Below are 14,452 nucleotides of genomic sequence, written 5' to 3' on the forward strand. Positions count from 1 at the left end.
TCCCATATCAGATACACAACCACTGACAATTTAAGGCTTCCTCAGGGTCAGACCACGTTTAGTGCTCCGCCAGAAGAATAGTGGTCTGACCCCATTTTTCCTGAGCGGGCCAGGAGAGACAACGGAAACAGGTGCGTAGTCGAGGTTGATCCCACGTTATGGGTTGCGGATAGTCGCGATGTGTTTCAATAGTCATTGTGCAGTTCTTCCCTTCGTGCACGGATTAATAATCTGCATAACGCTCTTGCTAGTCCCCACATAGCTTCCTCCTGGTACAGCCGAAGCAGAATAATTCTTACGCCCTGTATCCTGAATAAAATTCCCTTGCACACCCGTGAAGGTTTCAGTGCTTGGAGGTGCCAGTACACTCAGAAACTGGTCCTTCTTTTCGAGTGCTAAGGCACCAGTTATGGGGACTAACCTCAGCAGTGCGGCATAAGGCTCAGTGAATACGTAAAAATCACCGGCCTCGGTTCTTCCATTTTGCATGTGTGCACATTGAATATCGCTGGTGTTGATGACTACCGCGCTCTCATACATGCCGCCTTTAAAATATGCTAGTACTAGATTGGTCTTGGTCACTACACCCAGGCCGTTCCTAGGCTGGCACACGTTCAGATCACCATAGGGAAATAAACACCAGTTGATTTGCGATATGGAGACGATATCGTCTGAGTTGAGCTTCAGATCGCGTTCTATATTGGCGCGTGCTTCCGGGGTTTCGTATGGGATTGCGCATGCACTCAAAAGAGCTGCAAGAGTGAGGACGAACGTTGATGCAAAAATCCGTTTCATAGCTTTCTTTTCCTAGGCAGTTCGCTATCAAGTCACGAGCGTGATGTAGTGCAGTGCCGGCAATCCGGATTCGCTATCTGAAATCTGGTCCGGTTCCTGACTGATAATCTCCTTGGCCACCTTATGAAGAATAGTGGCCTGACCCCTATTTCCCCAAAACTTTTAGCTGCTTAGCTATTTTTCTGGCCGAGTGACGTATTTTTTGAGTCTCTCCATCTTTACTCAACGCCTCCAGCTCCGCCTCTAAGCTATTAGATCTCGGGACGAATAAAGCCCATTTCAACGCCAAACCAGACCAGTACTCACTCTGACTTCTAAGACCTGCCAAAACAATTTGCTCAAATGGAAATAAGTCTATGAACTCCTCGGAAAGCCCATAACCTTTAAGCCCATCGATCATCTTGCAACGAACCACTTCTGGTAGATCTTCTAACACTGGCAGAAAAAATACACACGTAGTTTCGTCGCTGACTGTCTGAACAACAGACTCTGTCGATCTAGCCCAAAGCCCCTTGGAAGTAAGCCCCAAAAGAAAACGCCCCCCACACAACTTTGCTACAGGAAGCCAACTCAAATTAGCCCCTTCAGAGTTGTACTCAATTTTTTTTATCCATGGAGCATCTAGTTTACCGAGCTCCATCAATAGCTTTTTTTTCAGATCATCTATCATCTAGATATCCCGGGAGTATGGGTAACATCCACCCCATGGCTGCTCATAAAGGACTTGAACTGCTCACGAAGCTCGGGAGTCCAGTTCATCCCGTAATGTCAGCTCCATTCATAGGTTCGAAGAACTCCATTTTCCTTCCAGATCCCGCCGCCGACGATAGCGTCAGATGAAGGGATTTTTCCAGCATCCAATATCCCATCATGCCCAAATTGATTCCGCCCCATGATGAAGCGCTGACTAGCCGGATCGTAAATAAAGTCAATAGGTTTTGAATTACTCAACCCTTGTACAGCTTTAGAGGACGAATATGCATCACTGACTTCTAAGAAGCCCTTAGCTGGCCCACTGCCATTTGCCGCAGCTTTTGCACCCCTGCTTCCCTGCTTCCCTGCTTCCCAAAATATTTATTCTATTATCCGTCAACTCAATCTCTGAAAACTAACAAACTGTTTCCTTTATGCGTTAATCCTACCTCCAACGTCATATTACGATTACGTCACCGGAGTTAAGATAAATTGAGTAAGATTCATAGTCACCTGTGTCGTCAGGCTCGACTACAATTGTATCTCCCGTACAGAATGTTATCTGCAGCGTAGCAGGATTAATTTCCTCAACCGACTGAACGTCCATTAACAAAAAGTCTAACAAAGGTGCACTGGTTGACGAGTCAGCAAAATCACGGCGACCAATAACACTTCCAATTCGATACTTCAACCCAGCTTCTACGCAGAAAGAAACTTTATACGGAGATATACCAGGGAACGTCTGCGGCCTTGAAAAGTCTAGCTTAGTGATACGAACTCCAAAAGAAATCATTTCCAAATAACAGCCCGATAGCAGTAGAAAATCAAAATCATCAGACAACATGCTCATATATCACCCTAATTTAATCCATAATTTTAGCGACGAACGGGCGGTAAAGAATCAGGTGGAAGAGGTATATGTGTGTCTCCCGGACCGATACCCGGCTTTCCAGTCGCAGGATTCATCGGCTGCTTCCCAGAGTTTTGCCAGCGCCAATAGCCACTCTCATAGCCGGGAACAGCTGATGAACCAGGCGGCATAACTCGTATATGTTCTCCCTTCGCCGGGTCAGTTCCCGGCGGAAAGTAGACTTCACCACCTTTTTTTCCCGGTTGACTTACCCATCCAGACGGAATTATCGGCGCCTGGGGTGGGTTTGTAATTTCCTCTACGTTTTTTGGAGGTTTTGCCCCGCCTTTTGCAACCGTTTTTACACCACCAGCAACAGCCAGCGCCCCGCCACCAAACACACCAAACGCCGTCCCCCCGAGAGTAGCATTCCCGCCCGCCACTTCCGCAGCGGCTATTGCAGCCTGGTTGCATGCCAGCGGAGCAAACGCGCACCCCATCAACAGTTCAGGTGTAGCCACTGCCAGCCCGAGAGCACCAGGTATATAGACCCAGCCAGCAACATAGTCATGTCCAGGCCCTTCATACCCGTCGCCTCTGACAACACCTCTCAGTGCTTCAGACCTCTGCTCCGGTGTCGCGCCTTGGCAAAATAGGGGTCAGACCACGTTTAGTGCTCCGCCAGAAGAATAGTGATCTGACCCCATTTTTCCCTTAATGAAGCTGAAGGCTGCCCAGTGGACGTCGAAGACGGATAAAATCGGCATGTTTTACCCATTGATTTGATAGCGCTGCCCCCCCCCTTTTTCACCGATTTAATTCAATAGTTTTTCTATGCGTCCTGGCAAACCAATAGATACAAAACCTCGCTCACGATCATCAAACTCACCGACCTGCTTAATAAGCAACCCTTTTTTTTCACACACACAACAACAAAGACCGAAATCCTCAGACAAATTTCCAGACCATCCAATATTAAGAGCACTTTGCACTTCAAAATTCTTTGGCAATGCTACGATATACGAACAACGTTCATCAACAATCACATCAATTACAGTTGCGATAGATAGCTCTGAAAGGCGTACAGCTCCAAAAAATTTTAGCTTCCCATTAGCCTCAACGACAGATTCATATGAATCACTGCCCAAAACTACATTTCCTCGAAATTTCAGCGCTCCCCACAATTTTCGATAGCGCACGATTCTCGTGTCAGGCTGCCAAGCAGAGTTACCTAAAAACAACCAAACATTATAATCAGGCATGTTCTTATTGATCAGACTATAAACAAAGCCCAGCACACCAATCAGCGCCCCCTTTAAAACATCACTTACTAAAAAGCTAGCTGCCGATAGTACTAACTCAGAATCCTCTGAAGCATAAATAGTGCCAATCACTTCGTTAATCATCGAAATATCTGGTGTACTTACAACTTTAATATTAGTAGTCATAGTGTTTTCCAGATGCGTCGTTACAGTGGGGCCCTCGATTTTGTGAGTTACCTGAACCGAAATCATGCCCCCTCCAGCATCATCACGGATCATCACTGTTTTGATACCGCCGCCTGGAGCTGGAACCTCAAATTCATAGATTTTCCCCGGTTGAGGGTTACCCCGCCTGTCGACATTTGACAAGACCCGACTAGGTTGCTGACTAGGAAAAATAGGGGTCAGACCACGTTTAGTGCTCCGCCAGAAGAATAGTGGTCTGACCCCATTTTTCCCCGCTTTACTATTTCGCACACCAATCTGGGTGTTATGACCGAGGACCGACTCGCCAAAGGTCTTCGGAAGTGTAGAAGCTGCTTGACCTCCAATCGTGGCAGTGCCTTCTGGACCTTTTTATTCGTGCTCTCGCCTAGAGTATACAAATCCACTAATCGGATCTAAATCTCGCTTAGCACCCGCCGCATGCACGCACTGGATATCAATTTTGTTGATCGCCTGCTCTTTCCCTCCCAGTGCATCTAAATTTGTAGCTACAACCTCCAGGCTCTCCAAATCAAAGTCTGTTGGCTGACGATCAAGATAGTATCGAATTAACACAAAACCACCATCATGATATCCGACGGCGATGGCTCTAATATTAGGGTATATCTCGCCAAGTAGCGCAATGCGGAAGCACGCCACGAGCCAATCCGGCAATTTTTTCGCGAATAGCATCTTAGTTCCTCGCATCTGGAACAATATGGGCACCATTTTTCCCATAGTGGACTTGACCTTTGGTTACAGGCTGCCCTGTCCGTCCGTCAATACCTATCGGTCTTCCAAAATCCACAATCGGGTTACCACGAGCCCCGGAACCAACAATCGGATATTTACCACTGTGGACTCCACCTAAAAGTTCAGCCGGGTCGACGCCATTATTAAAATAACTACGTCCTTCCTCAAAGTTATTGTGGCCTTTGATATGTTTCCCCTGCTGTCCTGCATGGATATTTGTCGGAAGATCGTTGGGAACAGGCAGTTTGCCTGTCGCTTTTGCACCGACGCCACCTCCACCCGGCCTCATACCTCCAAGCGACGCGCCTAGTAATGTACCAGCAGCAGCGTCCCAGAATGAAGACTGGTCACCATCCCGCAATGCCGCCAGTTCCGTTGCTATCGTTAACGTCGCCGAGGTGTTATTGCTGATGATAATTGCCGCAATCGTAGTGGCTTCACTGGTATGACCTTGTGCATAGAGCGATTTGGCCAACTCACGCAGCTTGGGCTCATCCGCGATTAAACGATTTGATACTGCATCACATGCAGCGGGAGCAGCTTGGCAAACCGACCGCAGCTCCGCGTCTCTAGCTCCGTCAAGTTGCGCGTAGCGGGCACGCACCTCGTTTTTTTCAGCCTCGGTTTTCTTGCTAGCAACCTCCTCAGTCATCTCCTCCACTTCCTGGTGAAACAGGTAGTTGTACTGTGTCGCACTACCCGCCACCCATGCGCCCGTTTGCAGACTTTCAGCGTCAGCACCGCTCTGTACCGATGCAGCAAGTACACCGACCACCTGCGAATTCATGACCAGTAAACGTTTCTTCTGGTCATCGGGCATGTCGGCGTAGTTCTTGTAAAGGCTATCTACCAATGCCTCATTCACGCCAGCTGCCAGGGCGCCCGTGCGGAAATCCCCTCCCGAGGCCTCAGCCGCCAACCCGCCCATCACTGCATGTAGCCCGATCTTGGCGATGCCCCCATCGGCCAAGTGACCTCTGGTGGTATCGCCAATCAGGTTGAAACCGTAGGCCGCGAATGCATTGGCCAAGCTATTTTGCAACGCATCACCCAGGCGGCCCTCCCCTCCGAGCGCTCGATCCAGCAATACGGACGTACCGTTTTGCAGTACCTGGTTAGTCGTGAACTGCCCCACGCCTTGCCAAGTGCTCAACGGACTCACGGTCGCAACCGCACCTGAGTTGGATAGTGCAGTGGAAGTGCCGGTCTGAGTGCCGGTCCATTTGTCATATACACCAGCAGTCAAGCCAGCCGTTACACCGGATACTACATAGCCCCTCATCGCATCGCTGGAAGTGACATCCTTGAAGACGGTGCTCAGGTTGCCCCGGTTATTGATGGCGCTGATCGTAGCGTTACTCGCCATGCCACCCGCTATGACGCTGCCCGCAGCATTGGCCCAGCCTGCAGCAGACACGGCGGTAGAAGCAGCCGTGGCACTAGCCATCGACGTCCCCACCCCCGTAGAGGCGATTACACCGCTGGCGGCCCCCATCGTGAAGTACGTAACAATGATCGCAATGATGATTTGTGCGCCGGCGCCTAAGCCTGAATTGCTATATTTGAAACTGTCGTGCAGTTCTTTAACCTGGCGCCAATCCACGTCTCCACGCTGCTCGGCCTCTTTTAACCAAGCCAGTTGCGGGTCGGCTTTAACCATTACATCAATCGTCTGGCTAACCGTATTCTGATCGATGTGTTTGATATCAATCTTCAAGCCATCGACGGCTTTGATCACGACGCTGCCTTCTGCAATCATCTGCGTCTGACGTAGCGTCTCGTCGGTATTCCCCTTACCCTTGGAGCTGGTCCAGGCGAGGTCACCCTTGCTCTTGGTGTGGCTCTCGTCGTGCAGATCCTTCACCGCCTCAAACGTCACCGCCCCACCACTGACAATCGCAATATCCCCGCCACTGTCGAGCTTCGCAGCCTGATACTTCTGATCCCCACCACTTTCCAGCGTCAGGTCAGCCCCCGTCTTGATCTCGCTCCCGACATTCTTCACATCGGTCACTTCATCCCGCTGGGTCTTCTTGCTGCCCCAATTGCCCTTCTTGCTCATGTCATACAGCGAATAGTGACTGTCTTGCGCGGCCAGCAGTTGCAGTTCGTTGTCGGCATGCACGTAGGCTTCGTTGCCTGCGCTGATTTTGCTCGCGACCAGGGTCAGGTCGGTGCCGGCTACGGCGATCAGGTCGCCGCCGGCTTTGAGTTCGGCGCTTTGTTGGGTGACGCTGTCCAGTTGGGTGGTGGTTTTGGTCTGGCCTTTTTTGCCTTTGGAGTAGTCGTGCTGTTCGTTGGCGGCAGCGGCCAGGGTCAGGTTTTCGCCGGCTTTGACGCTGAGGTCTTTGGCCGCGCTGACGGTGCTGGCGACCACGGCGATGTCGCGTCGGGCGTCGATGGCGAGGTTGCCGCCCACCTCCACGCTGGAGCCGTGTTGCAGGAGGGTTTGTTCGGTGCTCTTGACCCGGCGGCGCTGGTAGGCGGCGCTGTCTTCTTCGGTCTGGCTGGCGATCACTACGTCGCGGCCCGCGGTCACACTGGCGTTGCCGCCCGCTTTCAGCGTGCTGCCTACGTTGAGCACATCCCGGCCGGCGTTAAGCCTCAAGGTATCGGTCGCTTCGAAGCGCGAGGCATCGCTGACCACGTCGTCGCGCAGTTGGAATCGCTCGCCGTCACGCTTGAAGGTGGTGACGGTGCGCTCGTTGATGATGTCGCCGGTCACGGCCGTGGCGCTGATGTCGCGGCCGGTGATGATGCCGCCACGGCTGTTGCGGATCGAGTCGGTGGCGAGCATTTCCAGGCGGTTGCCGGCTTGCATCAGGCCGCTGTTGTCGATGTTGCCCGCGACCATGCTCAGGTTGTTGGTGGCGCGCAGGGTGCCGCTGTTGTGCAGGTCGCCACCGCTGATCAGGCTCACGTCCTGGCCCTGGATCAGCGCGCCGTTGGGGGCCAGGCGGTTGTTGGCCTGGGCCAGGTAAAGCACGGGGGTCAGGACTTTCTCGCCGTTGACCTCGGCCTCTTCCATCCAGACGATGTCGTGGGTCAGCGCCGCCACTTGCTCGGCGGTCAGCGACACGCCCAGTTGCAGGTTGAGCGAGTCCTTGTAGGAGATGGCGTTGTCCATCAGGTAGCGGAACAGCGCGTCGTCGCTGGCGAGGCCGTTGATGTAGCGCTGGCCGGTGCGGGCGACCACGGCTTCGCGGATCAGGCGTTGTTCGTAGAGGCCGTCGCCCAGGCGCTTCCAGCTGGCGTCAGGGTTGTAGCCGAGTTTGCCGAGCAGGTAGTCGGAGCTCATGAACTGCTTGAGGTCAGTGAGCGCCGGGTTGGTTTCGATCAGGTATTTGTGGCTGTTATCCACCGGGGCAATGTCCGGCACACCCTGCACGCGGGTGACCGAAGGCGCGCGGCTGTCCAGCACCCGCGGGCCCTGGCCAGTGACCGCGCCGCTGACCGGCTGGCCATCGAGGCTGAAGCCGCGCTCTTGCACGGCGCTGTAGTCGAGGGTTTTCTCGCGCTCGGCGGCGCTGACCACTCGCCCGTTCACGCTGAAATCAGCGCTGCCGGTGGCGGTTTTACCCGCTGCGCCGGCCTTTGCGGCCTGGCCGCTGAGGCGGAACAAGCCGTTCTGACTGGTCGGCAAACTGAAGCCAGGCAAGGTCACCGGGTTGACCTGACGCTGGGCCAGGTCCGGCGGCAGTTGCGCAGTGATCGCCGGTTTGACCGTGGAGGCAAACACGTCGGAGTTAATGTTGCGGTTTTGCGCCGGCGTATTGATATCCGTGGCGTTGGCGCGGATCACGCTGTTGTTGATTTGCTGCGTGGCGTTAACAGTGACGGATCCAGCCGCCTGAATAACAGCGGGGGCAATCACACGTCCAGCGGTGGCGACGACATAACTGGAATCGTTATAGAAGTTACCGATCCCGTCTCTCAGCTTGGCGATGGTCATTTCGCCGGGACGGTAGTCGGCCGAGTTGGGGTTGTTGTAGAGGTTGAACTGATCCCTGCGCGTGATAAACGTGTTGTAGACGCTGTCGTTGCGGGTATAGAACTCCGAGTCGAAGTGGCGATCTTCGCCACCTGCTGCGCCTGTGTTGTTCAGTACACCGGTATCGATCTGGATATTGCCCGCAGCCGAGATTGAGCTGTAGAGGTTGTCGACGGTTTGCGCCCCAACGGTCAGGCCTGCACCCGATGAGATATACGCCGTGGGGGAACTGCCGGTGACGACGTCCTCGTAGCGCTCAACCGAGCGGAAGTGCACTTCACAGCCCTTGCCGTCACAGAAGTCGTCGTAGTAGGTGTCGAAGCTGCCCGATACCAGTTTCATTTCGGTGCTGAATTGGTCGCGGCGGTTGCTCAGGGTGTCGGCCAGCAAACGCATGTTGCCGGTGCTTTCCAGGGTGCCGGAGACGTTTTCGATCAGGACGCTGCGCCCGTTGGCGTCGTCGCGGGCGATGTCCAGGCCGCCCAGGCTGTAGACGTCGCCATAGCGGTTGCTGAAATCATTGACGCGCAACGTCATGTCGTTGCCGCTGAAGACCAGGCCCTTTTCGTTGAGCAGGTGAGTGGCGTTCAGGCGGACCTTTCCAGCGCCGCCCAGGGTGCCGTAGTTGTTCAAGGTGGTGGCGTTGACGGTCAGGTCACCGATGGCGGTCAGGCGCCCGCGATTGTTCAGGGTGGTGCTGTTGACCTGGGTAAGTGCACCGCCGGCAATGCGTGCGTTATCGCCCAGCTCCATGCGGGCGCTGGTGAGGCTCATGGCGCCCAGGCTGCTGATGCGGCCGTTGCCGCTGTAGCCACCGGTCAGTGTCAGGTTGAGGGTGCCATCGCTGGCCAGCAGGCCTTCGTTGGTCCAGGTGCCGCCGACGCCGGTCAGGCTTTGTGCGCCCAGCAACTGGCCGCTGGCGGTCTGGGTGAACTCGCCGATGTCGAGGTTCAGGCGTGCGGCCTGAATTACGCTGCTGTTGGTCCACTTGGCGGCCGTGATGTCCAGTTGGCCGCTGGTGACGAAGCTGCCGCCGGCACGGGTGACCTGGTCGGACGTCAGGTCGAATGTGCCGCTGCCGGTGTGCACGATGCGCCCGCCGTTGTTGTCCAGGCTGGCCGCTTGCAGGTCGAGCGCTTCGTTGGCGCTTTCCAGCGCACCGAGGCGGTTATCGAACAGCCCCAGTGTGCTGATGCGGGTGGAACCGGTGCGGCCCATGGCCCGCAGCGTACCGCCCACGTTGCTGATGGTTTGCGCGGTGAGGCCCAGGGTGTCGTCGCTTTCGATCAGGCCAAAGCGGTTGCTCAGGGCGCCTGTCAGGCCGAAGTCGATGGTGCGCGCGCCGACCTTGCCGCCATTGCCGGCAGCCGTGCCCTGGTTATCGAAATCCTGGGCCGTGACCTTGAGCAAGGTATCGGCATACACACCGCCACCCTGGTTATTCAAGGTGCTGGTGACGATACGGTTTTCACCGCCCAGGGCCGAGAGGTGCCCCAGTTGGTTGAGCAAGCCGCCGTTGGCGGTGATGTCCAGCGATTGCGCCTGGGTGATCCCGCTGCCGTTGTCGAACAGGCCGCTGACCAGTTTGATCCAGCCCTTGCTGCTGTTGAGTATGCCGCCGGCGGTGTTGACCACACTGGCGGTTTGCAGGTCCAGGTTGCCACTGAGGCTGTCGACCCGGCCGCCCTGGTTGTTCAGGTCGCCACTCAGACGTAGCCGGTTATCGACTTGGCTTTGCAGCGTGCCTTTCTGGTTATTCAGGGTACGGGCGGCCAGATCGAGCTTGCCCTTCTGGCTGAAAATCAGGCCGTCCTGCTGGTTGTTGATGTCACCGGCCAACAGCTTGATCACCAGGTCTTTCTGGCTGGCGAGGGTGCCTTTGTCGCGGTTATCCAGATCGTCGGCGAGGGTCAGGTCGAGCCGGTCCTGGCTGACCAGTTGGCCGCCCCGGTTGTCCAGGCTCGACGCGTTCAGCAGCAGGGCTGCGCCACTGGCCAGACGGGCGTTGTTGGCGTTGATCAGCGCACCGCTGAGGGTGCCTTCCAGGGTGCCCTGGCTGATCAGTTGACCAGCGCTGTTGTCCAGGCTTTGGCCAACCAGGGTGATGTTGGCAGCACTGATCTGGCCGCCACGGTTGAGGATTTCACTCTGGGCATGGTTGAAACCCAGGTGTTGACCGGCGGAAATCAAGCCGCCGTTGCTGTTGTCCAGGCGCCCGGCGACGGTGAGGCTGACATCCGCCTGGCCTGAGATGATCCCTTGATCATTGTTCAGGCTCGCCGCGCTGATGGTTTGCGTGCCCTGACTGACCAGGGCACCTGCCGCGTGGTTATCCAGCGTGCCGGTGAGCGTGGTGAGCAGGGTACCGCTCTTGCTCGACAACGTGCCTTCGGCGCTGTTGTCCAGGCTGCCCCCGACGACCGTCAGGCCATTCCAGCCGGAGATCAAACCCTTGTCAGCGTTGACCACGGCATCCGCTTCGAGACGCAATTGATCGGCACTGAGGATGACCCCGCGACCACCGTTATCAATGCGCTTGGCGGCCACGCTGAACCCCGCCTGGCTGGAGATTTCGCCTTGTTCACGGTTGGTCAGGTTGGCCAGGCGCGCGAAGGTCAACGGTCCATTGGCGCTGATCAAGCCCGCGCTGTTGTCCAGATCGCCGCCTTGCAGGTCGAGGCTCACGGCGCGTTCGCCGATCAAGCGGCCCTGGCGCTGGATCAGCTTCTGGACCGTGAGTTTCAAGTCGCCCTTGGACGAGATTTCTCCGCCCTGGCTTGAGTCCACACGCTGGCCCACCAAGGTGAGATCGCTTTGGCTGTTGATCAGGCCCGCACTGTTGTCGAGGTTGGCGACGGTCAGGTTCAAGGCGTGCTGGCTGCCGATCACGCCGCTGCGGTTATCCACATCAGCTGCGGTGATTGTCAGGCTGCCATCGCTGACCAGTTGCCCGCCCTGGCGGTTATCCAGCGCGCCGGTGTTGAGAGTCTGCAGCGTGCCGGCCGAGAGACGGCCCTTGTCGCTGTTGTTCAATGAGCCGGAGGTTGTAGTCAGCGCGGTAGCAGCAGAAATCAGCCCCTGGTTATGGTTGTCGAGAAGGCCTGTGACCTTCAGGTCCAGCGCGCCACGGCTGGCGAGGGCGCCACCGGCCTGGTTGTCCAGGCTATCGGCATCCACCTGCAAGAGGTGCCTGGCTGACAACACACCTTCGAGGCTGTTATCCAGCGCCTTGGCGATGCGCACCTGAAGGCTGTCGCCACTGATGACTTTGCCGCCCCGGTTGTTCAGCGCGTCGGCCGTCAACAGGAAGGATTGGGTGCTGGAAATCTCGCCGCCCTGGCTGTTGTCGACGCTGCCCAGGTTGCTCAGCAGCAATTGGCCGGGGGTCGCAATCAGCCCGTGATCGCGGTTGATCAGTTGCCCATGGTTCAAGTCCAGATCGATGTGGGTATCGCTGACCAATTCGCCACGGTCATGCTGGTCGAGCCCGGTCAGGGTGGCCTTGACCGTGGACTTGGCAAAGATCGAACCTTGCTGGCTGTTGTCCAGTTGCCCGGCATTGAGGGTGATGCCGGCGTCACTGCTGATGCTGCCGCGCTGGCTGTTGTCCAGCCCTGCGCTGCGCACGTCAACCTGTTGCTTGGCGCTGATCACACCGCCCTGGCTGTTGTTCAGCGCAGCGCTCACCAGGGTGGCCGTGCCATCGGCCAGCAGCTTGCCCGCCTGATTGTTCAGTTGGCCGTCGGTTGTGATCGACAGCGCGTTGGCGGCGGACAGAATGCCGCCCTGTCGGTTGTCCAGCGTGCCAGCCTTCACCGTTAACGCGCCTTCACTGAGCAAGGTGCCTTGGTCATGGTTGAGCAGGTCACCGGTCAGGTTGATATTCAGGCCTTTCTGGCTGGTGATGCGGCCGCCCAAGCTGTTATCCAGTTGACCGCCGTTCAGTACGAGGCCCTCACGTCCCGCCAGCAGGCCTTTGCTCTGGTTGAGCAGGCGTTGCACGGTCAGGCTCAAGCCGCTGTCACCAATCACCTTGCCGGCGTTGTTGTTCAACTGGTCGGCCACCAGCAGCACCTTGGCCTGGCTGGAGATCTCGCCTTGCTGGTTGAGCACGGTTTGGCTGCGCAAATCAACGCCGTTGGTGGCGGCAATGAGACCGCCGTTGCGGTTGTCCACCGAGGTGCCAGTAAGGCTCAGCACGCCTTCACTGACCAACTCACCCGCTTGCTGGTTGAGCACGCCGACGGTGGCCTGCAGATCACCCTTGGCACTGATTCGACCGGCGCCGTTTTCCAGATGGTTGGCATTGAGCGTCAACCGGCTATCACTGCTCAGTTGGCCGCCATTGCTGTTGTCGACGCTGCCACCGGTCAGGGTCAATGCACCATCAGCGATCACTAGGCCGCCCTGGTTGGCCAGGGTATCGCCCTGCAGCGCCAGGGTGGTTTTACTCGATACCAGCCCAGCCTGGGCGTTGTTCAGTTGACCGACCCGAACCTGCTGGGCCCCTTGGCTGACCAGGTTGCCTTGATTGTGATTGTCGAGCAGCCCGGCGATGGTCGCGGTCAGGTTGCCCTGGCTGGCGACGGAGCCTTGGTCGCTGTTATCCAGGCTAGCGGCTTGCACCGTCAGCAGGCTGGTGGCGGAGAAAATCCCCAGGCGGTTATCAATGGCGCCGCTGGCGGTCAAGTTGAGTTGGCTGCCCAGCAGTTTGCCGGAACGGTTATCCAGCGACGTGGCGCTAAGGGTGGTGTGCTGGGCGGAAATTTCGCCCGCCCGGTTGCTCAACGCCCCGGCGGTTAGCTGGGCCTGCTGTTGGCTCGCGACCAAGCCGTTATCGTTGGTCAATTGCCCGGCGTTGAGCGTCAGGTTCTTGAGGCCTATTACTCGGCCGTTCCGGTTATCCAGAGCCGCCGTCACCGTGACGTCGGTGCTGTTATCGCTGTGCACCAAGCCAGCTGCTCGGTTATCCAGGCCGGAGGCATTGACCTTGAGCGCGTCGGCCCCCAGAACCCGGCCGCCCCGGTTATCGAACTGGCCTGCGCTGGCCACGGTTTTCACACCGCTCAAGGTGCCGCCCTGGTTATCCAGGGTTTGTGCAGCGGCGACCGTCAGGGTGCGACTGGCAACCACGCTTTGGCTGTTTTTCAGGCTCGCCGCCGTCAGGTTGACGTCGCCGTTGGTATTGCGGCTTTCATCGGCATTCACGCCGGCCTCGATGATGCCGTTGTTGATCACCTGCCCGCTGCTGGTCAGGCTGATGCTGTCGCGCGCGGCGAGGCTTTTCTGGTTGCTCAAGCCTGTGGTGGTTTGCGCATCGATTCGGGTACCGGCATACACCGCACCCGTGGCGTCAAGCTGGTCGGCCTTGATCACCACCGCTTCGCTGGCCTTGGCATTGACCATGCTCAGGCGCCCATTGGCGTCGAGCTGGATATCGCCGCCACTGGCCGCCAAGGTGCCGTCGAGCTTGACGCCCACACCGGCCTCGGTGCCCACCAATTTGATCGCGCCAGCGTACATGCCGCCCAGGGCCGACGAGTCGATCGCCAGCTCGGGTTTGGCGCTGCCGTCATCGGCGCGGGCGGTGGTTTTCAGGCTTTGTGCATCGACGTCGTTGCGCCCGGCGATGACGTTGAGTTCGCGGGCGTTGATTTGTGCGTTGATCTTGGCCGAGCGGGTGATGATGTCGAAGCGGTCGACGTTGCTGGCGTTCAGGCCTTCGCCGTCGATGGTCACCGCGCCGCCATCGACCTGGTAGCTTTTCAACTGGCCGGTCGGGTCGATGATGGGTTTGCCGGTGGTCAGGGTGACGTTGGGCGTGTTGATAAAGCCGCAACCGGCGCAGGTCACGCCGTACGGGTTGGCCACGATGACCTTGGCCGACTGCCCCGCCACTTCGGT

At 57.0% G+C, this 14,452-nt stretch carries 7 protein-coding genes; all 7 read right to left on the reverse strand.

Annotated features, from left to right (window positions below):
* Window positions 1-192 precede the first annotated feature (192 nt).
* Window positions 193-795, reverse strand: a complete 603-nt coding sequence (locus BFP90_RS21390) for a hypothetical protein (RefSeq protein WP_065897917.1) — start codon at window positions 793-795, stop codon at window positions 193-195.
* Between the two features lie 145 nt (window positions 796-940).
* Window positions 941-1,465 carry a hypothetical protein gene (locus BFP90_RS21395; RefSeq protein ID WP_065893740.1) on the reverse strand — a complete coding sequence of 175 codons (525 nt, stop codon included), beginning with the start codon at window positions 1,463-1,465 and terminating at the stop codon, window positions 941-943.
* A 98-nt stretch (window positions 1,466-1,563) separates the two neighbouring features.
* Complete coding sequence (locus tag BFP90_RS29690) at window positions 1,564-1,869, reverse strand: polymorphic toxin type 43 domain-containing protein (RefSeq protein ID WP_083203293.1); 306 nt, start codon at window positions 1,867-1,869, stop codon at window positions 1,564-1,566.
* Window positions 1,870-1,945: 76 nt separating this feature from the next.
* Entirely contained in the window at window positions 1,946-2,332 is a 387-nt protein-coding gene (locus BFP90_RS28520; protein WP_141688993.1) for a hypothetical protein, read from the reverse strand.
* Window positions 2,333-3,153: 821 nt separating this feature from the next.
* Window positions 3,154-3,786 carry a hypothetical protein gene (locus BFP90_RS27690; RefSeq protein WP_256097498.1) on the reverse strand — a complete coding sequence of 211 codons (633 nt, stop codon included), beginning with the start codon at window positions 3,784-3,786 and terminating at the stop codon, window positions 3,154-3,156.
* A 390-nt stretch (window positions 3,787-4,176) separates the two neighbouring features.
* Complete coding sequence (locus BFP90_RS21400) at window positions 4,177-4,497, reverse strand: colicin (protein WP_065897918.1); 321 nt, start codon at window positions 4,495-4,497, stop codon at window positions 4,177-4,179.
* 1 nt (window position 4,498) lies between these two features.
* Window positions 4,499-14,452: two-partner secretion domain-containing protein (locus BFP90_RS21405; RefSeq protein ID WP_083203295.1), on the reverse strand; the 9,954-nt coding region annotated here is incomplete at its 5' end.

It is taken from the genome of Pseudomonas sp. 24 E 13 (assembly GCF_900004715.1).
GTDB classification, from domain to species: domain Bacteria; phylum Pseudomonadota; class Gammaproteobacteria; order Pseudomonadales; family Pseudomonadaceae; genus Aquipseudomonas; species Aquipseudomonas orientalis_A.